Origin of the sequence: Methylobacterium terrae (assembly GCF_003173755.1) — a bacterium.
GTDB lineage: Bacteria > Pseudomonadota > Alphaproteobacteria > Rhizobiales > Beijerinckiaceae > Methylobacterium > Methylobacterium terrae.
Map to the genome: position 1 here is coordinate 6,012,022 of NZ_CP029553.1, position 25,512 is coordinate 6,037,533.

20 protein-coding genes are annotated in these 25,512 nt (G+C 72.2%); 8 read left to right on the forward strand and 12 right to left on the reverse strand.

Annotated features, from left to right (window positions below; genetic code table 11):
- The first annotated feature begins 153 nt into the window (after window positions 1-153).
- Window positions 154-7,548 carry an ExeM/NucH family extracellular endonuclease gene (locus tag DK419_RS27675; protein ID WP_425352686.1) on the forward strand — a complete coding sequence of 2,465 codons (7,395 nt, stop codon included), beginning with the start codon at window positions 154-156 and terminating at the stop codon, window positions 7,546-7,548.
- Window positions 7,549-7,629: 81 nt separating this feature from the next.
- Here the strand turns inward: DK419_RS27675 and DK419_RS27680 are convergent, their stop codons facing one another.
- Window positions 7,630-8,202 (reverse strand): type 1 glutamine amidotransferase domain-containing protein, encoded by a 573-nt coding sequence (locus DK419_RS27680; protein ID WP_109961914.1) that lies wholly within the window; start codon window positions 8,200-8,202, stop codon window positions 7,630-7,632.
- A 135-nt stretch (window positions 8,203-8,337) separates the two neighbouring features.
- Between DK419_RS27680 and DK419_RS27685 the strand changes: the two genes are divergently transcribed.
- Complete coding sequence (locus DK419_RS27685; protein ID WP_109961915.1) at window positions 8,338-8,559, forward strand: hypothetical protein; 222 nt, start codon at window positions 8,338-8,340, stop codon at window positions 8,557-8,559.
- Between the two features lie 58 nt (window positions 8,560-8,617).
- Here the strand turns inward: DK419_RS27685 and DK419_RS27690 are convergent, their stop codons facing one another.
- On the reverse strand, window positions 8,618-9,004 hold the full coding sequence (locus tag DK419_RS27690; RefSeq protein ID WP_109961916.1) for a hypothetical protein: 387 nt from the start codon (window positions 9,002-9,004) through the stop codon (window positions 8,618-8,620).
- A 168-nt stretch (window positions 9,005-9,172) separates the two neighbouring features.
- On the opposite strand from DK419_RS27690, the gene DK419_RS27695 reads away from it, so the two are divergent.
- The 4 genes from DK419_RS27695 (at window position 9,173) to DK419_RS27710 (ending at window position 10,604) form a co-directional block, all read left to right on the forward strand.
- Entirely contained in the window at window positions 9,173-9,523 is a 351-nt protein-coding gene (locus DK419_RS27695) for a DUF6496 domain-containing protein (protein ID WP_109962554.1), read from the forward strand.
- 27 nt (window positions 9,524-9,550) lie between these two features.
- Window positions 9,551-9,757, forward strand: coding sequence for a hypothetical protein (locus DK419_RS27700; protein WP_109961917.1), 207 nt, complete (start codon window positions 9,551-9,553; stop codon window positions 9,755-9,757).
- A 225-nt stretch (window positions 9,758-9,982) separates the two neighbouring features.
- On the forward strand, window positions 9,983-10,195 hold the full coding sequence (locus DK419_RS27705; RefSeq protein ID WP_048429112.1) for a cold-shock protein: 213 nt from the start codon (window positions 9,983-9,985) through the stop codon (window positions 10,193-10,195).
- A gap of 184 nt (window positions 10,196-10,379) precedes the next feature.
- Entirely contained in the window at window positions 10,380-10,604 is a 225-nt protein-coding gene (locus DK419_RS27710) for an AsnC family transcriptional regulator (protein ID WP_109961918.1), read from the forward strand.
- A gap of 193 nt (window positions 10,605-10,797) precedes the next feature.
- Here DK419_RS27710 and DK419_RS27715 read toward each other — a convergent pair whose 3' ends face one another.
- The 7 genes from DK419_RS27715 to aspS form a co-directional block, all read right to left on the reverse strand.
- Complete coding sequence (locus DK419_RS27715) at window positions 10,798-11,667, reverse strand: 3'-5' exonuclease (RefSeq protein ID WP_109962555.1); 870 nt, start codon at window positions 11,665-11,667, stop codon at window positions 10,798-10,800.
- 32 nt (window positions 11,668-11,699) lie between these two features.
- The gene (gene ligA / locus DK419_RS27720) at window positions 11,700-14,180 is read right to left on the reverse strand and encodes an NAD-dependent DNA ligase LigA (RefSeq protein ID WP_109961919.1); all 2,481 of its coding nucleotides are present in this window, start codon (window positions 14,178-14,180) and stop codon (window positions 11,700-11,702) included.
- Window positions 14,181-14,269: 89 nt separating this feature from the next.
- Window positions 14,270-14,638 (reverse strand): HepT-like ribonuclease domain-containing protein, encoded by a 369-nt coding sequence (locus DK419_RS27725; RefSeq protein WP_109961920.1) that lies wholly within the window; start codon window positions 14,636-14,638, stop codon window positions 14,270-14,272.
- On the reverse strand, window positions 14,638-14,934 hold the full coding sequence (locus tag DK419_RS27730; RefSeq protein WP_109961921.1) for a nucleotidyltransferase family protein: 297 nt from the start codon (window positions 14,932-14,934) through the stop codon (window positions 14,638-14,640). Before DK419_RS27730 ends, DK419_RS27725 begins: the two co-directional genes overlap by 1 nt.
- Before the next feature lie 45 nt (window positions 14,935-14,979).
- The gene (locus DK419_RS27735) at window positions 14,980-16,035 is read right to left on the reverse strand and encodes an acyltransferase family protein (RefSeq protein ID WP_109961922.1); all 1,056 of its coding nucleotides are present in this window, start codon (window positions 16,033-16,035) and stop codon (window positions 14,980-14,982) included.
- The gene (locus tag DK419_RS27740) at window positions 16,032-16,937 is read right to left on the reverse strand and encodes a glycosyltransferase family 2 protein (protein WP_109961923.1); all 906 of its coding nucleotides are present in this window, start codon (window positions 16,935-16,937) and stop codon (window positions 16,032-16,034) included. The genes DK419_RS27735 and DK419_RS27740 overlap by 4 nt, the downstream gene beginning before the upstream one ends.
- Before the next feature lie 9 nt (window positions 16,938-16,946).
- A complete protein-coding gene (gene aspS / locus DK419_RS27745; protein ID WP_109961924.1) occupies window positions 16,947-18,761 on the reverse strand; it encodes an aspartate--tRNA ligase in 1,815 nt (604 codons plus the stop codon).
- A 324-nt stretch (window positions 18,762-19,085) separates the two neighbouring features.
- Here aspS and DK419_RS27750 point away from each other — a divergent pair, with 324 nt between their 5' ends.
- Both DK419_RS27750 and rnd read left to right on the forward strand, forming a co-directional pair.
- Window positions 19,086-19,457 (forward strand): hypothetical protein, encoded by a 372-nt coding sequence (locus DK419_RS27750; RefSeq protein ID WP_109961925.1) that lies wholly within the window; start codon window positions 19,086-19,088, stop codon window positions 19,455-19,457.
- Between the two features lie 86 nt (window positions 19,458-19,543).
- On the forward strand, window positions 19,544-20,707 hold the full coding sequence (rnd, locus tag DK419_RS27755; protein ID WP_109961926.1) for a ribonuclease D: 1,164 nt from the start codon (window positions 19,544-19,546) through the stop codon (window positions 20,705-20,707).
- Between the two features lie 197 nt (window positions 20,708-20,904).
- On the opposite strand, the gene DK419_RS27760 is transcribed toward rnd, so the two are convergent.
- The 3 genes from DK419_RS27760 to DK419_RS27770 form a co-directional block, all read right to left on the reverse strand.
- Complete coding sequence (locus tag DK419_RS27760) at window positions 20,905-22,941, reverse strand: methyl-accepting chemotaxis protein (protein ID WP_245442755.1); 2,037 nt, start codon at window positions 22,939-22,941, stop codon at window positions 20,905-20,907.
- A gap of 216 nt (window positions 22,942-23,157) precedes the next feature.
- Window positions 23,158-24,102: a collagen-like protein gene (locus DK419_RS27765; RefSeq protein WP_245442756.1), complete on the reverse strand. Its 945-nt coding sequence runs from the start codon at window positions 24,100-24,102 to the stop codon at window positions 23,158-23,160.
- Between the two features lie 137 nt (window positions 24,103-24,239).
- Window positions 24,240-25,409 (reverse strand): citrate synthase family protein, encoded by a 1,170-nt coding sequence (locus DK419_RS27770; protein WP_109961928.1) that lies wholly within the window; start codon window positions 25,407-25,409, stop codon window positions 24,240-24,242.
- Between the last annotated feature and the right edge of the window lie 103 nt (window positions 25,410-25,512).

Genomic DNA, 25,512 nt, shown 5'->3' on the forward strand with positions numbered 1-25,512 from the left:
CTCTCCCTGCAAGACCTAACAGCTTCGCGCTGAAGGGTGGCGCCGCGCCCGGTTGCCGCCGCCGTTCCCGCGCGCCCGGAGACACTGGAAGCCATGGCCACGACGCTCGTCAACGGCACCGCGATCTTCGATGCGGCGCCCTCGCTCCAGGGCCTGTCCGGCGCCACCGCCACGACGCCGCCGTCCGCGACGAACGCGCTCCGGCTCGTGCGGCTCGGCGCCTACGCCACCACCAACGACGCCGCCACGGCGATCGCGCCGAACGCCGAGGTCGTGGCCTACGATTCCTCGACGAGCCGGCTCTACGTCCAGAACACCAACGAGAACCGGATCGAGATCGTCGCCCTCGACGCCGCCGGCGGCTTGCGCAAGACCGGCGAGATCCTGCTGTCGGGTCTCGAGCAGTACGGCTCGGTCAACTCCGTCGCGGTCTTCAACGGCCTCGTGGCGGTGGCCTACGCCAACGCCACCGGGGACGCGCCCGGCCGCGTCGCGCTGTTCAACGCCGACGGCGCGCTCCAGCGCTCGCTCGCCGTCGGGGTCGGCCCCGACCAGATCGTCTTCACCCGCGACGGCGGCCGCCTCCTCGTCGCCAACGAGGGCGAGCAGGCGAGCGCCGGGAGCAACCCGCTCGGCAGCGTCTCGATCATCGACGTCTCGGGCGGGGCCGCCACGGCCTCGCTCGCCACGACCGTCGGGTTCACGGGCCTGAACGGCGCCGAGGCGACCTTGCGCGCCCAGGGGCTGGCGATCACGCCGGGCAACGCGGCCGCCGCCGACATCGAGCCCGAATACATCGCGATCTCGCCCGACAACCGCTTCGCCTACGTCACCCTGCAGGAGGTGAACGGCGTCGCGGTGATCGACCTGGCCAACCCGGGCACGGCGCCGATCGCGATCCAGCCGCTCGGCGCGGTCAACCACGCGCTGCCCGGCAACGAGTTCGACGCCTCCGACCGCGACGGTCCAGGCGGCACCGCCTCGATCCGGATCGCCACGACCCCGGCGAACGCCCCGATCTACGGCCTGCTCCAGCCCGAGAGCATCGCCTCCTTCACCACCGGCGGCGCGACCTACTTCGTGACCGCCAACGAGGGCGACCAGCGGGTCATCGGCGGCGCCGACGACGCGAACGACGTCGCCCGCCTGAGCACGATCGCCAACAGCCGCCTGACGCCGGAGCTGCAGGCGCTCAAGGCCGACCCGGCCTATGCCCGCCTCAACGTGCTGCTGCGCACCGGCGACACCAACGGCGACGGGGTGATCGACCAGCTCAACACGCTGGGCGGCCGCGGCATCTCGATCTTCCGCCAGAACCCGGACGGGACCATCACCAAGGTGCGGGAGACCGGCGGGGAATTCGAAAAGATCTTCGCCCAGATCGCGCCGGAGCGGTTCAACAACGACCAGACCGTCGCCAACACGCCGGACGACCGCTCCGACAACAAGGGCCCGGAGCCCGAGGGCATCACCGTCGGCACGGTCAACGGCCGGATCTACGCCTTCGTCGGCCTGGAGCGCCAGAGCGGCATCCTCGTCTACGACGTGACCGACCCGGCGAACGCCGCTTACGTCTCCTACATGCCGCCCCTCGCCGGCTCTCCCGCCGATCTCGGCCCGGAGGTGCTGACCTTCATCGCCGCCGACCGCAACCCGACCGGCACGAACCTGGTGGTTTCGGCGAACGAAGTGGCGAATGGCGGCGCGACCCTCTACGCCGCGCTGCCGCAGGGCGCGACGCAGGAGATCTCCTTCGCGCCCGGTTCGCTCAGCGTGAGCCAGGCCGAGGGCAACGGCGGCACGACGACTTTCAGCTTCACGGTCCAGCGCTCGAACGGCACGCTCGGCGCCGTCGCCTTCACGGCCGAGCTCACCGGCACCGGCACGAACCCGGCGAATGCCGCCGACTTCCCCGGGAGCCCTGCCCTGCCGCTCACGCTCGCCGGCACCATCCCGGCGGGCGCCGCCTCGGCGGTGGTCAGCGTCACGGTGCAGGGCGACGCAGTGCCGGAGCAGAACGAGACCTTCGCGCTCAAGCTCCTCGGCGCGACCTCGAACCAGACCGGCATCACCGCGACGTTGAGCGCCGGCAACGCCACCGCCACCGGCACCATCGTCAACGACGACGTCACCCTGATCTCGGCGGTGCAGGGCGCCGGCAGCGCGAGCCCCCTCGTCGGCCGGACCGTCACGGTCGAGGCGATCGTGGTCGGCGACTTCCAGAACGGCGACGCGGACGGAAAGCGCAGCATCGGCGGCTTCTACCTCCAGGAGGAGAAGGCCGACCGGGATGCCGACCCGCTGACCTCGGAAGGGCTGTTCGTCTACGAGGGCACCGGCAACCGCCTCGTCGACGTCGCCGAGGGCGACCGGGTCCGGGTCACCGGCACGGTCACCGAGTTCAACGGCGAGACGCAGCTCACGGTCAGCGCCGCCGCCGGCATCCAGGTCGTCCAGGCCGGCGCGCTCTCGGCCGCCGAGGTGAAGGCGCAGGCCGTCGACGTCACCCTCCCGGCCGCCGGCACCGTCGGCACCGGCACGACGGCGCAACCGGACCTCGAGCGCTACGAGGGCATGCTGGTCCGCTTCCCGCAGACGCTGTCGATCTCCGAGCAGTTCAACCTCGACCGCTTCAACGAGATCCGCCTCGCGGCGGGCGGGCGCCCCGAGACCTTCACCAACGAATTCGAGCCGAACGCGGCCAATTACGCCGCCTACCTCGCCCGGACCGCCGCGCGCTCGATCACCTACGACGACGGGTCGAGCGCCCAGAACTTGCCGATCGAGACCCTCGACGGGTTCGGCCCGACCTACTCGACCGCCACGGCGCCCCGGATGGGCGACACCGTGACCGGGCTCACCGGCACGCTCGGCTACGGCCCGACCAACGCCTTCCGGGTGCGGGCGATCGACGACGGCGACAACAGCTTCGCCAAGGCCAATCCGCGTCCCGGCGCGCCCGACGCGGTCGGCGGCACGCTGAAGGTCGGCAGCCTCAACGTCCTCAACTACTTCACGACGCTCAACGCCTCGTCGGGCTCGCTCACCGCGATCGGCCAGGCGCCGCGGGGCGCCAACACGAGCGAGGAACTGGCGCGCCAGACCGAGAAGCTCGTGACCACGCTGATCGGCACCGGGGCCGACGTGCTCGGCCTGACCGAGCTCGAGAACCAGTTCCAGCCCGGCAACCCGGGCAACGCGCTGGAGTACCTCGTCGGCCAGCTCAACGCCCGTGCGGGCGCCGGCACCTACGCCTACGTGAACCCGGGCAGCCAGCTCGACCGGGGCCAGTTCCTCGGCGGCGACGCCATCGCGGTCGGCTTCATCTACAAGCCCAGCAAGGTCACCGTCGCGCTCAACACCACGATCGAGGCGCTCGACGATTCGGACGTGGCGCGCCTCGATCCGTCGCTCCTGCAGCAGAGCACGATCGGCCACGTCTTCAACGGGGCGAATACCAGCCGCGCGTCCCTTGCGGTGACCTTCCGGGAGAACGCCACGGGCGAGGATTTCACGGCCGTCGTCAACCACCTGAAGTCGAAGAGCGGCACCGGCACCGGGGCGGACGCCGACCAGGGCGACGGCCAGGGCGCCTGGCAGCAGCAGCGCGAACTCGCCGCGCAGGCGCTCACCCGGTGGGTGGCGACGAAGCCGACCGGCACGCGGGACAGCGACGTGATCCTGCTCGGCGACTTCAACGCCTACCTCAAGGAGGACGCCCTCGACCTCGTCAAGGCCGGCGGCTTCACCAACCTCGCCGAGGACCGCCTCGCCGACCCGTATTCCTACGTCTTCGACGGGGCCTACGGCGCCCTCGACCACGCCTTCGCCAACGGCAGCCTCAACGGCCAGGTGACGGGCGTGACCGAGTGGCACGTCAACGCCGACGAGGCCGACGCGATCGACTACAACCTCGATTTCGGCCGCTCGCCCTCGTACTTCGACGGCCAGGTCGCGGCGCGGGAATCCGACCACGACCCGGTGCTGGTCGGCCTCAAGCTCGACCAGACCGCCCCGACCCTCGTCTCCGCCAACCCGGCCGACGACGCCACCGGAATCGCCCCGGGCGCCAGCATCTCCTTGCGCTTCAGCGAGGCGGTGAAGGCCGGCACCGGGTCGATCACCCTCACCGACGGGGCGGGCGACACCCGCACCATCGCGGTCGCCGACGCCGCCCAGGTCTCGATCCGCGGCGACACCGTGACGATCGACCCGAGCGCCGACCTCAAGGCGGGCACCGCCTACGACGTGATCGTGCCGCGGGGCGCGATCACCGACACCGCCGGCAACGCCTTCGCGGGCCTCGCCCAGGACCAGCTCGACTTCACCACCCGGCAGGCGGCTCCGATGACCTACACGCTCCAGATCCTGCACGCCTCGGACTGGGAGGCCGGCCTGCTGGCGACCCAGCGGGCGCCGAACTTCGCGGCGATCGTCGACAAGCTCGAGGACGCGACCCCGAACTCGATCACCCTGTCCACCGGCGACGGCTGGATCCCGAGCCCGTTCTTCATCGCCGGCGCCGACCCGCAGCTGAACGCGACCTATAACGGCGTCTACAACCAGCTCTACGGGTTGTCGGGCGCCAACGCCTACAACCGGCTCACCGCCTCGCCGGGCCGGGCCGACATCACGATCCAGAACATCATCGGCGTCCAGGCCGCGGTGTTCGGCAACCACGAGTTCGACTCAGGCCCCACCGAGGTCGCCAACATCGTCGGGGCCAATCTCGGTTCCGCGGCGGGTGCTTCCGACGACACCTGGGTCGGCGCGCAATTCCCCTACCTGTCGACGAACCTCAACTTCTCGCGGGAATCGGCGCTGTCGGGCCTCGTCCACCGGGACGGCGACGCCGCCACCTTCGCCCAGACCGGCCCGACCTCGACCCAGACCGGTACCGGCGCCGACAAGATCGCGAAGTCCACGATCATCGTCGAGAACGGCGAGACGATCGCCTTCATCGGCGCCACCACCCAGCTCGAGCCGCTGCTGACCACGCTCGGCAACGTGACCCTCGACGGCTTCACCGGCCGCGACGAGATCGCGCTGCTCGCCCAGCAGATCAACGCCGAGGTCGACCGGGTGCTGGCGGCCAATCCCGGCCTCAACAAGGTCATCGTCGGCACCCACCTGCAGCAACTCGCCAACGAGCAGGCGCTCGCTCCGCTCCTGCGCAACGTCGACGTGCTGATCGGCGGTGGCTCGCACACGCTCCTCTCCGACTCCAACGACCGGCTCCTGCCCGGCGACGTCCCGGGCGGCACCTACCCGCAATTCTTCACCAACGCCTCGGGCCAGACCCTGGCGCTGGTCAACACCGCCTCCGAGTACTCCTATGTCGGCCGCCTGACCGTCACCTTCGACGACAAGGGCAACGTGATCCGCGACTCGGTCACCCCGCAGAACTCGGGCGCGGTCGCGGTCGACGACGCCACGGTGGCGCAGCTCTGGGGCTCGACGGCGGCCGCCTTCACGCCCGGCAGCAAGGGCTTCCTCGTCCGCGAGATGATCGAGGGCCTCGACGTCAACAACGACGGCATCCAGGAGACCGCCGGCGTCGCCGACATCATCCGCCAGCAGGACGGCAACATCCTCGGCCGCACCGGCGTCTATCTCGAGGGGCGCCGCGGCGAGGTCCGCACCGAGGAGACGAACCTCGGCGACCTCTCCGCCGACGCCAACCTCTGGTACGCCAAGCAGTACGATGCCTCCGTCGCGGTCTCGATCAAGAACGGCGGGGGCCTGCGCGACTCGATCGGCTCGTTCTCGACCGCGGGCGGCGGCACCTCCGAACTGCCCCCGGCCGCGAACCCCTCCGCCGGCAAGCAGGCCGGCGACATCTCGCAGCTCGACGTCACCAACTCGCTGCGCTTCAACAACGCGCTCGCCGTCACCACGGTCTCGGCGCTGGAGATGAAGCGGATCCTGGAGCACGCGGTGGCGGCGACCGCCGCCGGCGCGACGCCGGGCCAGTTCCCGCAGATCGGCGGCCTGAGCTTCTCCTTCGACGCCACGAGGCAGTCCCAGACCCTCGACGCCAACGGCACCGTGACCCGCGAGGGCCAGCGGATCCTCAACGCCGCGATCATCGACGAGAACGGCCGGATCCTCGACACCCTGGTGCAGAACGGCCAAGTCGTCGGCGACCCGAACCGGGGCATCCGCACCGTCACCCTCGACTTCCTGGCGACCGGCACCGCGACCGCGCCGGGCCTAGGGGGCGACAACTACCCCTTCCCGGCCTTCGGCGAGAACAAGGTGGCGCTGGCCTCGGCGCGGCCCGGCTCCTCGCTGCCGAACTCCGCGACCTTCGCCGCGCAAGGAACCGAGCAGGACGCGCTCGCCGAGTACCTGCGCGCCTTCTACGCCACCACTCCCTACGGCACCGCCGACACCGCGCCGGCCGGCGACACCCGGATCCAGAACCTCGCCGCCCGCGGCGACACGGTGCTGGCCCGGGGGATCAACCGGAACGGCACGGACGGCAACGACACGCTCTCCGGCACGGCCTTCGACGACATCGTCAGCGGTGGGGCCGGCGACGACACCATCGTCAACTCGCCCGGCAACGACATCCTGCTCGGCGGCCGGACCCCGACGGGCCCGACCGGGACCGACACCCTGGTGTTCAACTCGCGGCTCGCCGACGCCACCGTCACCCGCGACGGCGCCTACACGCTGATCGTCGGGCCGGAGGGCCGGGACCGGGTCACCGGGTTCGAGCGCTACCTCTTCACCGACGCGACGGTGGTGACCGGCGACGGGGCGCCGCTCGTCGACGACCTGTTCTACCTCGCGAACTACAAGGACGTGCTCGCCGCCGGCCAGGACGCCGACACCCACTACGCGACCTACGGCTGGAAGGAGGGTCGCGACCCGAATGCCCTGTTCTCCACCGCCGGCTACCTCGCGGCCAACCCGGACGTGCGCGCCGCCGGCCAGAACCCGCTGGAGCAGTACGACCAGGCCGGCTGGAAGCAGGGCCGCGACCCGTCGGCCGCCTTCGACAACGAGCTCTACCTCGCCCGCAATCCGGACGTGAAGGCCGCCGGGATCGATCCGCTCAAGCACTACATCGAGTACGGCCAGGGCGAGGGCCGGCCGATCTACGACGCGATCGGCAGGACCTCCGACCTCGCCGTGCATCCGGGCTTCGACGCCGAGTACTACCTCCTGTCGAACCTCGACGTGGCCCGGGCCGCGACGGCCTCCGGCCAGGACGCGTTCGCCTACGCCTACGAGCACTACCGGACCTACGGGTGGAAGGAGGGCCGCAACCCGAATGCGGTGTTCGATACCAAGGGCTACCTCGACGCCTACGGGGACGTGAAGGCGGCCGGGATCGACCCGCTGATGCATTACGACCAGTACGGCTGGAAGGAGGGCCGCGACCCGTCGAAGGGCTTCGACTCGACGGCCTACCTCGCGGCCTACGGCGACGTGACCCAGGCCAGGATCGACCCGATGCAGCACTACCTGCAATACGGCGCGCTCGAGGGCCGCGAGCGCTTCGCCGACACCACCTTCGGCGCGGGCAACATCGGCTGACCCGTCGGGCTCGCCCCACACGTGAGACAGACCCGTGCGGCCGCCGCCGCACGGGTCTTTCCCCTTGTCAGGTCACCGCCGTCAGGCCGCCGCGCGGTCGTGGCGGCCCTCCTGGATCTCCTCGATGATCTTGGCCGAGAAGGCGTCGAGATCGCCCGGGTTGCGGCTCGTCACGATGCCCCTGTCGGTCACCACGGGCAGGTCGTGCCACTCGGCGCCGGCATTGATCACGTCGGTCTTGATCGAGGCGAACGAGGTCATCTTGCGGCCCTTGGCGGCGCCGACCTCGACCAGCAGCCAGGGCGCGTGGCAGATCGCGGCCACGACCTTGCCGCTGCCGAGGAAGCCGCGGAGGATCTCGAGCGCCTTCGGCTCGAGGCGCAGCTTGTCCGGGTTGATCTGCCCGCCGGGCAGCACCAGGGCGTCGTAGGCCGACGGGTCGATGCTCTCGATGTCGGCATCGACCGGCACCGGGCGGCCCCAGTCGGTCTCGTCCCAGCCGCGGATGCTGTCGGGCGTCCGGCGGGATTTCGGCGCCGCCACGGTCACCTGCGCGCCGGCCTCCGCGAGCTTGGCCTTCGGCACGTCGAGTTCCGACTGCTCGAAGCCGTCGGTCGCCATGATGAGGATCTTCGCCTGGGTGATGCTGGGCATCGCGTCGTACTCCGAGGGGGGATGTGCCCCGGCAACGACCCCGGGTCAGGCCGGTTCCGCGGCCCTGCCGCGGCGGAACTGCCCCGGCCCGGGCCGGTTGAGTCTCCACGATCCCATCCCCAGAGGAGGCACGATATGGCCAATCCAGGCCTGCCCGGCCGCGAGCCGAACCCGGGCGGCGGCATCCCGGGAGACATCCCGCCGCCGGTCGCCCCCGACGAACTGCCCGATACCGGCCCGACCGGGCCGCGCTCGCCCTACCCGGTGAACGATCCGGGCATCACCGACCCGACCGGGCCGGGCTCCGAGCCGGATTACCTGCCGGGCGGTCCCACCAATCCCGGGACGCGGTTCTGACGACGAAGGGCGCCCCGCGGGGCGCCCTTCTCACGTCGACGGCCCCGAAGTGCTGCGGTCAATGGCCGCCATGCGAGCTGCGCACGTCCCGCGGCGCGCTCAGGATCTCGTTGAGGGAGGCCGCGACGTGCCGCGCCTCCTCGTCGGTGAGGCGGAGCTGGAACGGCGGCAGGCCGCCGGCCTGGAGCGCCACCACCGCCTGGCCCTGCTCGTCGGTGCCGACCTCGATCGCCGGGGAGGTCACGTCGAGCATCGCCGAATCGTCGTCGCCGAGCTCGTCGGCCTCGCCCTCGTCCGGCTCGTTCATGACCGTGAGGAGCTGGCCCACCGCGCGCACGAGGGCGCGGGCCGCGCTGGCGTCCATGATGACCGCGGTCGCCTGGTCGTCCTTCTGGAACGAGAGCTGGATGTTGGAACCTTCGAGGGAAACCGAGATACCCGCCATGGAGCGTCCGACACTGTACGATATCGCCCGTATATGGGAGCAATCTGCCGGGCGCGACAGGGAATTCCACGCAGGGCTGCATCCCGGCGGCCGAAACGCCCGGGCAGCGACGGCGTTGACCGGACAGGGCGGGCGCGCCGCGCGCCCGCGAACCAGCGGATGACGCCGATGGCCGCACGCCGATCCCCCGAGGCCACCACGAAGGCCACTACCGAAGCCCAGAAGGGCACGATCGCCCGGGTGATGCACGAGTTCAAGGAGGGCGAGCTGGAGCGCAGCGACGGCGAGCCGGTCACCGACCGGCGCCAGGCGATCGCCATCGCGCTTCGCGAGGCCGGGGCCTCGAACCAGGAGAGCCCGGCCGACAACCGGTCGACCTTCCGCCGGACGCGGGCCAAGGAGCGCGACACGCGGTCCCATGCGACCCGCGCCGCCCTCTACGACGAGGCCCGGCGCCGCGACATCAAGGGCCGCTCGCGCATGAGCCGGGGCGAACTGGAGCAGGCCCTCAACCGTTAGGCGGGCTCATCGTAACGGAGCGCCCGCATGACCTCGAAGCAGCCCAAGACCACGACGCCGACGGACGCCGACCTGAAGGGAAACCCCGGCATCGGCACCTCGAAGGGCATGACGATGTCCGGCGGCGATCCGGAGGATCTCGCCGGCGCCAACACCGACGAGGGCGACGTGGCCAACGACACCACGGCGCAAGGCGGCGTCGACCCCAACCAGCGCGGGCGCACGAACCGCTGACACGCGCTCCGTGTGTCGAAGAGGGGCACCCTGCCTTGTTCCGGACAGACTGGCTCCCTACATGGGGGTCAGCGGCAACGGGGGGGTGGCCCCGGGCGATGCGCCCCGCAGGGTTCTTTCGAGCCCCGCGACCAAGCCCCCTTCCGGACAATTGACGCCGTCGCGCCGCGCCGCTCTCGCCCGAGGGCGGCCCGCTGCGACTTCTAACGAGACGAGGACGACCGCGTGAATACTGGTACTGTCAAGTGGTTCAACGACCAGAAGGGCTTCGGCTTCATCCAGCCGGATAACGGGGGCAAGGACGTGTTCGTCCACATCTCCGCGGTGGAGCGGGCTGGCCTGCGCGGACTCGTCGAGGGCCAGAAGGTCTCCTACGAGCTGCAGGCCGACCGGCGCGACAGCACGAAGATGTCGGCCGTGAACCTGCAGGTCGCCTGAGGGCGGCCCTCCGGCCCGGGTTTACGTGGCCTTAACGATAATCCCGTTAAGGTTACGGAACCTTGGCCGCGCTGGAGCGTTGTGAGCCTGCGGGCTCGCCACCGCTCCGCCGGCGGCCGCTCGGCCGCCTGCCACGCACAGTTGCTCCGATGAGGAGCGCCGCAACGATAGAAGAAAAGACATCATGTTGTTCGAGTTCACCCGGCGCGAAGGCGCGCCCTCCGTCTTCAACGACGGCACGACTTTCCACGTCGACCGGATCAATCGCTTCGGCGAGGCCGGCTCCACCGATGTGAGCCACCTGATCGACAAGAGCTACGGCTACCATTCCTCCCGCGAGCTGCGCTGGCACCTCGCCGAGCGCTTCGGCCTGACGCCGAACGCGGTGGCCGTGCGCGAGGCCCACTGAGGCTTCGCGGTCCGATAGACCGCCGTCATCGTACGAGGCGGGCCGCGCGCGAGCGCGGACCCGCCTTTGTCGTGTCCGGGGCAAGGAATTTTCTGGCCGCCGCTCAGGCGCCCGCCGGCTCGGCTGATACCCTCCCATGTCACCGGAATGACCCTGAGGCTGTGAGGGACGGTATGGCTCGAGGGATGGGCGTTCACCCGACGCCCAGCAGCCCCGCCAGCCTCGCCACATCCCCCGCATTGTCCGACATGAGCGCGTCGATCTCGCCGTTGGCGAGCGCCCGGACGTGCCGGCAATCGGGCCGGAACCGCGCACCCGCGCAGGAGCAGCGCAGGCGCAGGCCCTCGCGCCCCTCGATCAGACGTACGTCGTAAGGGGTGCCGGTGCTGCCCCGGACGACGAAGTGGAGGAGCGGCGTGCGGGTGCGGCTCGGCGCCACGCCGCGAAGCGCCCGGGCGGCGATGCCGTCGGGCGATCGTGACCCCTCCCCGGCCCGCTCGCGGGCGAGCCCGAGGCGACGGGCGAGGCTCGCGACGTCGGGTGCGCCCGCCTCGCGCATCACCGCGAGCGCGATCTCGGCGCAGGCATAGGCGTCCTCACCGGCATCGTGGTGGCGAAACGTCACGCCGACCCGCGCGGCGAGCGACGAGAGCCGGTAGGTGCCCTGCCCCTGCCCGCCTTCTCCCGGCCAGTGGCGGCGCGCGAGCTGCACCGTGCAGAGCGAGGTGTAGGCCGGCTGGTCCAGGCCGTAGGCCCGCAGCGTCGCGGCGAGAACCCCGACGTCGAAGCTGGCATTGTGCGCGAGCACGAGGCTGCCGGCGATCTCCGGCAGGAACGGCGCCATCGCCTCGGGAAAGGACGGCGCCCGCTCGACGTCCCGCGGCCGGATGCCGTGGACCCGGATGTTGCCGGGCGAGAAGCGCATCTCGGCCGGGCGGATCAGCCGCGATTCCCGGCGGACCACGCGGCCGCCCTCGATCCAGGCGAGGCCGACCGCGCAGGGGCTGTCGCGGCGCTCGTTGGCGGTCTCGAAGTCGATCGCGAGGGTGCGGAGGCTGGTCATGCCCGCGCTCTTCCCCGCGAAGACGCCGAATTTCAGGCGCTCGCCACCATCGCCAGCCACTCCTCCTCCGAGATCACCTTCACGCCGTGCTTCTCGGCATCCTTGAGCTTGCTGCCGGCGCCCGGCCCCGCCACCACGAGGTCGGTCTTGGCCGAGACCGAACCCGAGACCTTGGCGCCGAGCCGCTCGGCCGTGGCCTTGGCCTCGCTGCGGGTCATCCGCTCGAGGGAGCCGGTGAAGACCACGGTCTTGCCGCTGAACGCCGCTGCTTGCGTGGGCGCTGCCGCCCGCTCGGTCTCGACCTCGGCGAGCAGCGCCTCCACCGCCGCGACGTTGTGGCCTTCCGAGAAGAACTGGATCAGCGACGCGGTGGTGACGGCGCCGATCTCGCCGTCGTCGGCGAGCGCCCGGTAGGCGTCGCCGGGCACCTGCCCCGCCGCCCGCTCCACCACCGCGCGCACGCCGGCCGAGTCGCCGTAGGCCTCGACCAGGGCGGCGCGCTGCGGCGCCGACAGGCGGGCGACCGCGCCGCCGGCCAGCAGATCGGCCTCCGGTGCCTCGGCGGCCGCGGCGAGCAGCCGGTCGCGGGTGGTGGCGCCGACGCGGTCGAGGCTCGCGAGCGCGACCCAGTCCGGCCCGGGCTGGCAGGCGGCGGCGGCCGCGACGCCCGCCATCAGGGCCGGCATATCCGAAAAGTGCTTGGCCAGCGCCTTGGCGGTCGCCTCGCCGACCTGCTCGATGCCGAGCGCGAAGACGAACCGGTTGAGCGGGATCCTGCGGCGGGCCTCGACCCCGGCGAGGAGGTTCTTGATCGCCTTGTCCTCGTCGTCCTTCTTCTTCCCCGCCTTCTTCACCTCCTTGCCGGCGGCGAGCGCCCGCTCGGCCGAGAGTGCCTGGCGCCGGGCGACCACCGCGGCCTTCAGGGGCTCGAAGTCGAGGCGGAACAGGTCGGCGGGCTGGCGCACCAGGCCGGCCTCGAACAGGGTCTCGATGTAGGTCTCGCCGAAGCCCTCGATGTCGAAGGCGTTGCGCGAGACGAAGTGCTTCAGCCGCTCCTGGCCCTGCGCCGGGCAGATCAGGCCGCCGGTGCAGCGGCGCACCGCGTCGAGCTTGCCCGTGCGCGGGTTCAAGCCCCGCACCGCGTGGCTGCCGCAGGCCGGGCAGGTCTCGGGGAAGCGGTAGGGCACCGCGTCCCCGGGGCGGCGCTCCAGCACCACGTCGGCGACCTTCGGGATCACGTCGCCGGCGCGCAGGACCACCACGGTGTCGCCGACGCGCACGTCCGACCCGCGAGCGAGGTCGGCATCCTCCCGCAACGACTGCCCGTGCCAGATCGCCACGCCGCTGCGGATCGGCGCGCCGTCGGCATCGACGCCGTGGACGTAATCCTCGTTGTGGAGCGTGGCGTTCGACACCACGACGCCGCCGACCGTGACGGGCTTCAGGCGCGCCAGGGGGTTGAGCGAGCCGGTGCGCCCGACATTGATGTCGATCGCCTCCACGACCGTGGTCGCGCGCTGGGCCGGGAACTTGTGGGCGAGCGCCCAGCGCGGCGCCCGGGCGACGAAGCCGAGGCGGCGCTGGAGCGCGAAATCATCGACCTTGTAGACGACGCCGTCGATGTCGTAGCCGAGCTCAGGCCTCCGCGCCTCGATCATCCGGTAATGCGCCAGCATCGCGGGCGCGTCCGCGCACAGCACGGTCAGCGGGTTCACCGGCAGGCCCCACTCCCGGAAGGCCTCGATCATCTCGTACTGCGACTCCGCCGGCGGCTCGGACATCTCGCCGGCGGCGTAGGCGAAGAACCGCAGGGGCCGCGAGGCGGTGATGCCGGGATCGAGCTGGCGGAGCGAGCCGGCGGCGGCGTTGCGCGGGTTGGCGAAGAGCGGCTTGCCGGCCTCCTCCTGGCGCGCGTTGATGCCGGCGAAATCGGAATGCGACAGGTAGACCTCGCCGCGCACCTCGCACACGGCTGGCCAGTCCGAGCCGGCCAGCACCTCGGGGATCTCCCGGATGGTGCGCACGTTGGCGGTCACGTCCTCGCCGACCTCGCCGTCGCCCCGCGTCGCCGCGGTGACGAGGCGCCCGTTCTCGTAGCGCAGGGACAAGGACAGCCCGTCGATCTTCGGCTCGGCCGTGAAGGCGACTGGCTCGGCGGCCGACAGGCCGAGGAAGCGGCGCACCCGCTCGACGAAGTCGCCGATCTCCTCGTCCGAGAAGGCGTTGCCGAGCGAGAGCATCGGCGCCGCGTGCCGCACCTTGGCGAACTTGTCCGACGCCTTGGCGCCGACGCTGGCCGAGGCCTCGCCGGTGCCGGCGAGATCGGGAAACCGCGCCTCGATCGCCTCGAGCCGGCGGCGCAGGGCGTCGTACTCGGCATCCGAGATCGTCGGCGCATCCTCGCCGTGATAACGCCGGTCGTGCTCCGCGATCTCCGCCGAGAGGGCGGCGTGGAGGCTCTGGGCGCTCTTCGGGTCGAGGTCGTCGAGGGCGGGGTCGCGGGTCGGGGGCATGGACGCTCTTACGCGAATAAACGACTACGCGTGCGATACAGGATATGGGTTATGCAGATCCTGACGCCCGGCGCCTCAGCGACGCGGCCTCACGGCGCACCCGTTCCATCGTCAGAGTGAGGGGCCGACAGAAGGAAGGTGACTGCGCTCCGCAACGCTGGAAGCTCGTCCACGACGATGCCCCAGATGATACGGTCGGATAGGCTATGGTACTCGTGTCGCAGGATATTTCCGATGCCGCGGATCTTGCGCCACGGGATCTCGGGCCGCCGCGCCTGGATGTCGGGCGGCACTGTGCGACTGGCCTCGGAGATGATTTCGATGCCCCTCTGCACACCGTGTTTCAGCAGCCAGTCGCCAGCATAATTTGCGAGGTCTTTACCTGCCGTCGCGCGCTGGATGCCGTCGATTGCCGCGAGCATATCGTCGAGCGCGTGGCGGAACTCGCGCGGAGCCATCAAAAGACTTTCACTGCCGAACGCTCGATGCGCTCGCGCAGCCGCGGATGCAGGCTGTCGCGGGTGGTCACGTCGACCGCTCTCCCCAACTGGTCCTCGAGGAAGAGCTTGATGCCGACGAGATCGAAGCCGTTGAAGCAGCTCTCGGGGTCGTAGTCGATGAACAGGTCGAGGTCGCTGTCGGGCCGCGCCTCGTTCCGGACGGTCGATCCGAACAGGTAGAGGGCGGTGGCGCCCATCGCCCGCACGCTGTCGGCATGCGCCTCGAGGTGTGAGATGGCGTCGCCGCGGGTCATGCGCCCATCATAGCGCGCGGTTCGACGCGAGGCCACTGGCAGCCCTCAGGCTACTGCCTCACGCTTGCCGATCAACCGCGCCTTCCACCCCAATGCCGGCCGCTCGACGAACCGCCAGGACAGCCCCGCCACCGCGAGAGTGATGACCAGCGACGGTCCGAGCAGCGCCCACGCCGAGGCCGCGGGAAACAGCGCGTGCAGGCTCTGCTGCACCGGCCAGCCGTACAGGTAGGTGCCGTAGGAGAGGTCGGCCCGCGGGTCGAGGGCCGGGTGGCGGACCGGGGGCTCGAGGCCGAGGCACAGCACGCCGTAGGCCTCGGCGAGGAACAGCACCGGCGGGTAGAGGGCGGTGCCGTGGACGAGCCATGCCAGGACGAAGAGGGCCAGCGCCAGCGGCCAGATCAACCGGGCGCGGTCGGCGTAGAGGAACAGCGCCGCGCCGGCGGCGAAGATCAGAGGCAGGCGCAAGGACGTTTCCAGGGCCTTCGGCATCTCGCCCGCGCGCAGGCCGGCGACAGTCAGCGCCACCGCCAGGCCGGCGACGAGCAAGGGGGCGAGCCAGCGCCAGCGGAGCGTTCCGAGGAGCCCCGCCGCCAGGAGGCCGAGATAGCACAGGACCTCGTATTTCAGCGTCCAGACCGTCCCCATCGGGAAGCGGAACGGGTTCTCCGAGAAGACGCTCGGCAGGGCGGCGTTGCTCTTGAAGGTGGTGAGCGTGCCGGAGATGAACCGCCACAGCCCCGGATCGCCCCAGTAGGCGGAAAGCGGCAGGTTCGTCATCAGGCTGCCGAGGCCGAGCGAGACGACGAGGGCCGCCGCCACCAGCCCGGGAGCGATGCGAAGGGCTCGCGCCACGACGTAGTCGCGCGGGCCGCGGCGCAGCATGCTCATGGTGACGAGGAACCCTGAGACGGCGAAGAAGCCGTTCACCGCGTGCTCGCCGAGCGTGTAGCCGGTCAGGCGCGTCAGCGGCTCGTCGAGGAGCGCGCCGGTGGTGACGCTGAACGCGTGCGAGACCACGACGAGGAGCGCGAGCGTCAGGCGGACCGCCCCGAAGGCGTTGTGCGGCTGACCGAGTCCGGCGGCGAAGGTGCGGGTCACGCCTCGGTCTCCGGCGAACGAACGGGCGCTTCCTCGGCGAGCCCTTCGCGCGCCAGCGCCGAGCGGCCCTGTCGCGCCGCCCAGGCGCCGGCGACCGAGCCGCCGTAGCGCTCGAGGCCGGAGCTGCGGAAGACCAGGGCGGCGAGCCCCGCCTTGATGCCGTTCTTCGCCAGCATCGCGCCGGTCGGATCGGGCAGGCCGTACTTGCGGGAGACGTAGGCCCGCGACCAGGCCTGGTGCCAGCGCGAGCGGTGCACCCGGCCGGGCTCCGGCGCGCTCGAGGCGCCGCGCCCGTGCAGCGCCACCGCGCCGTGGACGTGGACGAGCGCCCGGCCCGCATCGGCGATCCGGCGGCAGAGGTCGTCGTCCTCGTAGAACAGGAAGATGTTCGGATCGAACCCGCCGAGCGACAGGAACAGGTCGCGCCGCACCATCAGGCAGGCGCCGGAGAGGAACGGCGCGCAGGCATCGCCCTCCGGCGGATGGAAGCGCCCGCCCGGATTGGTGAGGTAGGGCGCGAGCAGCGAGCGCGGCTGGTAGAAGAAGCGCCCGTCGGGCTCGACGATGCGGGGCGCGAACGCCCCCGCATCGGGATAGGCCTCGGCCGCGGCGAGCAGGGCGTCGGCGCTGCCTGCCTGGAGCTCGACGTCGGGGTTGACGATGAGCGCGTACTCGGCCCGCCCCGCCGCCCAGATCCCGGCATTGTTGGCCCGGCCGTAGCCCTCGTTGCGGGGCAGCCGCAGCACCCGCGCCCCGAGCGACGCGGCGAGGTCCGCCGAGCCGTCGCGGCTCGCGTTGTCGACGACGAGCGCCGGCACGTGCTCGCGGGCGAGCGCCGTAAGGCAGGCCGGCAGGACACCGGCGCTGTCATGCGCGACGACGACCGCGACGAGACCGGGCACGTCCGCCGATCAGCCCTGCTTCTGCGGCAGGTTGAGGCGGATGTGCAGCTCGCGCAGCTGCTTGAGGCCGACCTCGGAGGGCGCCCCCATCATCAGGTCCTCGGCGCGCTGGTTCATCGGGAACAGCACCACCTCGCGGATGTTCGGCTCGTTGCAGAGCAGCATCACGATGCGGTCGACGCCCGGCGCGATGCCGCCGTGCGGCGGCGCGCCCATCTTCAGCGCGTTCAGCATGCCGCCGAACTTCGCCTCGAGCACGTCCTTCGGGTAGCCGGCGAGCCCGAAGGCCTTCTCCATCACTTCGGGGCGATGGTTGCGGATCGCGCCCGACGACAGCTCGATGCCGTTGCAGACGATGTCGTACTGGAACGCCTTGATGCCGAGGATCGTCGCGTGGTCCTCCGGGTCGAGGGCCATGAACGCGTCGTGGTCGAAGTTCGGCATCGAGAACGGGTTGTGCGAGAAATCGACCCGCTTCTCGTCCTCGTTCCACTCGTACATCGGGAAGTCGGTGATCCAGCAGAAGGCGAACTGGTCCTTGTCGGACAGGTTGAGCTCGTCGCCGACCCGGATGCGAGCCTTGCCGGCGAGCCCCGCCGCCTTGGCCTCGGGCCCCGCGGAGAAGAACACCGCGTCGCCGGCCTTGAGGCCGGCCTTGGCGGCAATCGCCGCTTGCGCCTCCGCCGGCACGAACTTGGCGATCGGCCCGCGGCCGGTGAGCTGGCCGCCCTCCTCCTCGAACACGATGTAGCCGAGGCCGGGCGCGCCCTCGGAGCGGGCCCAGTCGTTGAGCTTGTCGAAGAACGAGCGCGGCTGGGACGCCGCACCCGGGGCGGGCACGGCGCGGACCACGCCGCCGGCCTTGATGGCGTTCTTGAACGCGTTGAAGGTCACGTCCTCGCGCAGGAACTCGTCGGTCACGTCGGCGATGACGAGGGGGTTGCGCAGGTCCGGCTTGTCGACGCCGTATTTCAGCATCGCCTCGGCGTAGGGGATCCGCACGAAGCTCGGCGAGACGCGCTTGCCGTCGGCGAATTCCTCGAAGACCGAGCGCAGGACCGGCTCGACGGCCTGGAACACGTCCTCCTGCGTGACGAAGCTCATCTCGATGTCGAGCTGGTAGAACTCGCCCGGCGAGCGGTCGGCCCGGGCGTCCTCGTCCCGGAAGCACGGCGCGATCTGGAAGTACCGGTCGAAGCCGGCGATCATCGTCAGCTGCTTGAACTGCTGCGGGGCCTGCGGCAGGGCGTAGAACTTGCCCGGATGCAGGCGCGACGGCACCAGGAAGTCGCGCGCGCCCTCCGGCGACGAGGCGGTGAGGATCGGGGTCTGGAACTCGAAGAACCCGCCCTCGCGCATCCGCCGGCGCAGCGAATCGATGATCGCGCCGCGGCGCATGATGTTGGCGTGCAGCTTCTCGCGGCGCAGGTCGAGGAAGCGGTACTTGAGCCGCGTCTCCTCGGGATACTCCTGGTCGCCGAAGACCGGCATCGGCAATTCGCCGGCGGCGCCCAGCACCTCGAGGTCGGTGATGTAGACCTCGACCGCGCCGGTCGGGAGTTCCGCGTTCTCGGTGCCGGCCGGCCGCTGGCGCACGCGGCCGTCGATGCGGATCACCCACTCGGAGCGCACGGCCTCGGCCGCCTTGAAGGCCGCGGAATCCGGATCGATCACGCATTGCGTGATGCCGTAATGGTCGCGCAGGTCGATGAACAGCACGCCGCCATGGTCGCGGACGCGGTGGCACCAGCCCGAGAGGCGGATGGTCGCGCCGACGTCGGAAGCGCGGAGCGCCCCGCAGGTATGGGAACGATAGCGGTGCATGGGCGTGTCTTCGCTGTCCAGAATTCTCGGCTGTCTCGACCGGGCCGGCAGGCCGGGCGCGCGAGCCGTCCGCTCGCACGCAGAAGCGTGCGGCACCCATTCGCGAAGGGGGAGGCGAAGTCAAGCGCGGGGCGCCGGAACAGGGTCCGCGCCGGGGCGTTCGCGCTTGTGGAACAAACAACGAACAACTATATTATCCCCATGGATCAGCACAGCTTTTTCGGCTCGTTCGAGCCCCACCCGGGCACCTTGCCCGACACCCTGCCGGACCCGCCCGGGGATACCCCGGTCCCGGCTCGCCCACCCGCTCCGGAGGCCCGCGCCATGCCCGTCGATCGTCGGGATTCGTTCATCGAACGCCAGGACGGCGCCTGGCGGGTGCTGCCGATCGAGGGGCGGTTCGAGCTCGTCTACGAGGATGGCAACGGCGCCTGGAGCGTGCGCCGGCTGCAGGCGCACGAGCTCAAGATCGGCCCGGGCCGGGTCCTCGTCGGCGGAACCGACCGCGACCGGGACGGCTACCGGGGGTTCCGGGCCGACCGCATCCACCGCCTGACCGACCGCGACACCGGCGAGCGGGTCGAGCGCAACATCCTCGACTGGCTCACCCGCCGGGCGGAAGGCACGCGGCGGGCCAGGTCCAGGGCGGAGGCGGGCGCCTCGCGTCGGGGCACGGGCGGATCGCGCGCCGCGTGATTTTCGGTTACCACGCCGCCCAATCCCCATAACCCACGCCGCCGGCGTCTCGCCCTCGGCGGCCGGCTCCGCTATAGCCGGACGTCATGAAGCTGATTACTTCGACGGAAGAACTCGCCTCCGCTTGCGCGCGCTTCGCCACGCAACCCTTCGTGACCGTCGACACGGAGTTCATGCGCGAGACGACCTACTATCCGAAGCTGTGCCTGATCCAGATCGCGGCACCGGACGGGTCGACCGCGCTCGTCGATCCGCTGGCGCCCGACATCGATCTCGCGCCGTTCTTCGCGCTCATGGGCGACGAGGGCGTGCTGAAGGTGTTCCACTCGGCGCGCCAGGACCTCGAGATCATCTGGCTGCTCGGCGGCCTGCTGCCGCAGCCGTTCTTCGACACGCAGGTCGCCGCGATGGTGTGCGGCTACGGTGATTCCGTCTCCTACGAGCAGCTCGTCAACGACGTCGCCAAGGCGAAGATCGACAAGTCGTCGCGCTTCACCGACTGGTCGCGCCGGCCGCTCTCGGACGCGCAGCTGAGCTACGCCCTGTCGGACGTCACCCACCTCATCAAGGTCTACGAGGTGCTGGCGCGGGAACTGCTCTCGACCGACCGCGGCGCCTGGCTCGACGAGGAGATGGCGGTCCTCACCTCCCCCGACACCTACCGGGCCGATCCGGACCAGGCCTGGCGGCGGCTGAGCAGCCGGATGCGCAAGGCCCGCGAGATCGCGGTGCTGATGGAGGTGGCGGCCTGGCGCGAGCGCGAGGCGCAGTCCCGCAACGTGCCGCGCGGGCGCATCCTGAAGGACGAGGCGGTGATCGACCTCGCCACCTCGGCGCCGCGCAGCGTCGAGGCGCTGGGGCGCCTGCGCACGATTCCCGCCGGGTTCGAGCGCTCGCGCACCGGCGCCGACATCCTGGCCGCCGTCGAGCGCGGCCTGTCGCGCGACCCCTCGACCGTGCCGACCCCCGAGCGGGGCCGCGCGCGCAGCGGCGGCAACGGGGCGCTCGTCGAACTCCTCAAGGTGCTGCTGAAGGCGGTCTGCGAGGACGAGCGCGTGGCGCCCAAGATCATCGCCACCGTCGACGACCTCGAGGCCCTGGCCGAGGACGACGCGGCCGACGTGCCGGTGCTGCACGGCTGGCGCCGCGGCCTGTTCGGCGAGAAGGCGCTGGCGCTCAAGGCCGGCCGCCTGGCGCTCTCGGCGGAGGGCGGGCGCGTGGTGGTGCGGGAACTGCCGTCGGAGCCATAAGGACGCTCGCGAGGGGCAAGGAGCAAGAGGGAGCCGCGGGCGATTGCCCCGCTCCCCTTGCCCCCTTCCCCTTGCGCTCCCGCATCGAACCCGACCGACCCGCGCGCCGGCTCGCACCCCGGGCCCGATCGTTCGCCGCTCCGCACTCTCGTCCGAGGAGGCCTCGGGCCTCCCCGCTCCCGGTTGCCGAACGACCGTCAGGCCGCCCGTACCCCGGCCAGGAACCGCTGCACCTCCGCGTTGAGATGCTCGGACTGGCGCGACAGCTCGGAGGCCGAGGCGAGCACCTGGCTCGCGGCCGCTCCCGTCTCCTCGGCCGCGTCGGCCACGCTAGCGACGTTCCGGGTCACCTCGCTCGTGCCCGTGGCCGCATGGGTGACGTTGCGCACGATCTCCTGCGTCGCCGCGCCCTGCTGCTCCACCGTCGCGGCGACCGCGGCCGCCACGCCGGCGATCTCGCGGATGCGCGTCCCGATCCCCCCGATGGCGGCGACCGCCTGGTCCGTCGAGCCCTGGATCTGCCCGATCTGCCGGGTGATGTCCTCGGTTGCCTTCGCGGTCTGGCCGGCCAGCGCCTTCACCTCGGCGGCGACCACCGCGAAGCCCCGTCCCGCCGCCCCGGCCCGGGCGGCCTCGATGGTGGCGTTGAGCGCGAGCAGGTTGGTCTGGGCGGCGATCGAGGAGATCAGCGCCACCACGTCGCCGATGCGGCTCGCCGCCTGGGCCAGGTCCTGCACCAGCCCCGCCGTGGCGTTCGCCTCCGCGACCGCGGCCTGGGAGAGGCCGGACGAGTCGGTGACCTGCCGGGCGATCTCGGCGATCGACGAGCCGAGCTCCTCGGCGGCGACCGCGACGGTACCGACATTGGCCGCCGCCCGGTCGGCGGCAGCGGCGGCGCCGGTCGACTGGGTGGCGGTCGCGCCGGCGGTCGCGCTCATGCTCTCGGCGGTCGCCTGCAGCTCGCTTGCCGCCGCCGAGACCATGCCGACGATGCCCCCGACCGCCTGCTCGAAGCCGTCGGCCATCTGGCGCATGCCGGTCTTGCGCTGCTCCTCGGCCGAGGCGCGGGCGAGCGCCGTCTCCTCCTCCAGCCGGCGGGTGCGGATCATGCCGTCGCGGAACACCGCCAGGGCGCTCGCCATGGCGCCGATCTCGTCGCGGCGCCCGTCATGCGGGATCGCCGAGGCGGTGTCCCCGCCCGCCAGCCGGCGCATCACCCCGGTCATGGTCGCGAGCGGCCGGATCACGCCGACGGCCACCCATGCCATCCCGCCGAGGCCGAGCACCAGGACGAGGACGAGGAGGCCTGCCTGGACCGCGAGCTCGGTGCGGGCCTCGGCGGCCGACGCGCCGGCGACCGCCTCGAGATGGCCGACCGCCGCGAGCGAGACCGCCGCGATCGTGTCGAGGGCCGGCGTCGATTGCGCCCGCGACTCGACGACCGTCGGCCGCGGCAGCGCCGGATCGAGCAGGGCGGGCATCAGGGCCCGGGTCCGCGCGTCGAAGGGGCCGTCGAAGTACCCGACCCAGGCCTTCTCCACCGCGGCCCTCACCTCGGCGGCGCCGGACAGGCCGCCGGCGATGTCGCGGGCGATCTTGAAGGCGAACAGCGTCTCGCGGCCGGTGAGCGCGAAGTCGAACTGCTCCTTCGCCGTCATCGCGCGGTGTTGCGCCAGGACGTCGTTGACCATCAGGGTGGCGTTGCCGGCGAGCACCCGGGCCGCCCAGCTCATCTCGCGCAGCCGCAGCAGGTCGGACAGGCTCGGATCCTCGATGCGCAGGCGCGTCTCGGTGGCGCGCATGAGGGCGTCGACGGCGGCGCTGAGGACCGCGTAGCCGTCGTTGACCCGCTTCACGAGGTCGGGCGCGCGCGCCGCCACCGGCTTTGCCAGGGCGGCGTCGAGGTCGGTCCGGATGCGCGTCCAGGCTTCATAGCTCTCCGAGACCGGGCGGACGTCGATGCCGTCCCGGTCCGCGCCGGAGGACAGGATGCCGAGGGCGCCGGACAGCGCGTCGCTCGACAGCGTCCGGCGCCGGGCCAGGTCGGTCAGGTTGGCGCCCAGCTTGGCCGGGTCGAGGACGAGCCCCGAGACCGCGCTGCCGCGCTCGAAGCGCAGCTGAGAGAGGGCATGGGTGAGCAGGCGGTCCGCTTCCGCGAGGCGCGAGGCTTGCGCCGACCGCGTCCATTGCTGGTGGGCACCGTGCAGGCTGCGGCTGGTCGTCAGCGTGAACATGACGGTGATCGCCGACAAGATGACGATCAGGCGTGTTCTTATCGACATGGTTTCGAGCCGCCTCCCGCGGTGCCGGACCGGCCCGCATCCGATCGGATATCCGTAGGGAAAGGCGGTTAAAAAATACCGGTAGAGCGTCGGCCTGCCCGGATCTGCCGGACCCTTCGTCCTTGGCCCGGAGGCGGCATCGGCGTCGCACGATCCCGGCGGCCGCGGTCAGTACACGTCCCCCTCCGCGGGTGCCGCCGGGACCGGCCTGGCGGTCGCCGGCGCCTGCGGCCGCGGGGCGGCCGGCGCGCGGGCGGCCGCCCCCGCCGGGCCCGCCGGTCCCCGGGGACCGGGCGGGCCCGCAGGCCCGCGCGGGCCGGGCTTGCCGGGTGCGCCCGCGAGGCCCGGCGCACCGGGCGGGCCGGCCTCGCCCTTCGGCCCGGCCTCGCCCTGCGGGCCGGCCTCGCCCGCGTCACCCTGCGGGCCGGCCGGGCCGGTGTCACCCCGCAAGCCCGCCTCGCCGCGGAGGCCGGCGGGCCCCATGGGCCCGGCCTCGCCCTTCGGCCCCGCTTCGCCGCTTCGACCGGTTTCGCCCCGAGGACCCGTCCCACCCTCCGGTCCCGCCTCGCCCCTGGGACCCGCCTCGCCCTTGAGACCCGCCTCGCCCTTGGGACCCGCCTCGCCCTTGGGACCCGCCTCGCCCCTGGGACCCGCCTCGCCCCTGGGACCCGCCTCGCCCCTGGGACCCGCTTCTCCTCTGGGCCCGGCCTCGCCCCTTGGTCCCGCCTCGCCTGCCGGGCCCGGGGGGCCGGGCGGCCCGGTCAGGGTCCTGAGGTCGGCCCGGCCCTCGGGCCCGGCCGGGCCCTGCTGGCCGCACTCGCCCACCACCGCGCCGCGCTCCTCGCGCCCGGCGCGCAGGGTCACGATGCAGGTCGCCGGGTGGTAGATCAGGCGGAACTCGAACTTGCCGCGGGCGTCGGCCCGCGCCGTGAAGCGGCCGTCGAGGCTGATCTCGGCGTCGGGCGCGTCGGCGGTGCCCAGCACCCAGAGCTCGCCGGCGGTGATCCGGGCGCCCAGCACCTGGATCTCGGCCCGGGCCGGCCAGGGAGCCATGGAGCCGGTTGCCAGGCAGGCCGCCAGCACCGCGGAGCGTCCGGTCCCGCCGCGCACCATCGTCCGCCCCCGCATCCGCGCGTGAAGTGAACCTCAACTGTTTTTCCGCGGGCGACAAAGTCAAGCGCGCGCGCGGGCCGAGCACAGGCGCGATGGTCGATGTCCCCCGCCGATGGGCGAGCTTGACCCGGCGGGCGTCACGGCTCCGGCCCGACATAGACCGCCCGCGGCCGGATCAGCCCGCCGGTCCGCCGCTGCTCCAGGGCCTGCGCGATCCAGCCGACCGAGCGGCCGAGGGCGAACAGCCCGAACGCCGCGCCGCGCGGCAGCCCGAGGTGCCGGCGCAACGCCACGAGGGCGAGGTCGAGGGCCGGCCGGGCCCCGGTCAGCTCCTCGGCCGCGGCCACCACCGCCCGCAGGCCGGGATCCTCCGCGAGGAGCGGCGCCAGCAGGGCGGCGGCCCGCGGGTCGCCGGCGGGGTAGAGCGGGTGGCCGAAACCCGGCAGGCCCTCGCGCCCGGCGAGCTGGCGGCGCAGGGACGGGCCCGGATCCGCCGGGTCGAGGGCGTCCCACAGCGCCTCGACCCGGTCGGTCATGCCGCCGTGCCGGCTGCCGCTCAGCGCCGCGAGCCCGGCGACGACCGCCGCTCGCAGGCTCGCCCCCGCCGAGGCGACGCAGCGCGCGGTGAAGCCCGACGCGTTCAACTCGTGGTCGGCGCAGAGCACGAGCGCCCGGCGCAAGGCCTCGGCGCCGGCCGGGCCGAGGCCCCAGGACACGGCGCAGTGCCGGTGGAGCGGTACGGCCTCGGGCGGTCCGCCGGTGATGCAGGCGCCGAGCACCCGCACCAGGGCGCCGCTCCCCGCCGCGAGCCGGGCCGGATCCTGCTGCCAGGACGCCGTCGGCTCGTCGCGCGTCGCGGCCGCGAAGGCGCCGAGGAGGTCGCCGCCGCTCGCCCCGCCCGGGGGCGCCCCCGGCCCGAAGGCGGCACCGGGCGGCAGATCCCCGAACGGCAGATCCCCTGACGGCAAGTCCCAGAGCCGCGCCGCCGCCTCCTCCAGGGTCGCGGTCTCGGCGAGCGCCACGGCGTCGGCGCCGCGGTAGTACAGCCGGCCGTCGCGGATCAGCGTGACGGCGGTCTCGAGCACCGGCAGGCCCCAGTCGAGGGCGGCGCGGGCGACCTCCCGCGGCCGGCGCCCGCGGTGCCGCGCCTCGGCGAGGCGCGCGACCGCCTCGGCCGGGTAGCGGCGCACCCGCGGGTCGTCGGTCGGGTGCGCCTCGATCAGCCCGCGGCTGACATAGGCGTAGAGGGTCTGGCGGCTGACCCCGAGGCGGGCGGCCGCCTCGGTGGCGGTGAGGTAGGCGGTCACGGCGGCTCGCGGGCGGTTGATGGGGGCGAGGTTGATTCGACGAATCAAGATTGACGATCTCGCCCGCCCGGCGCGCTCCTGTCACGACGAGCGGCCGAGGAGC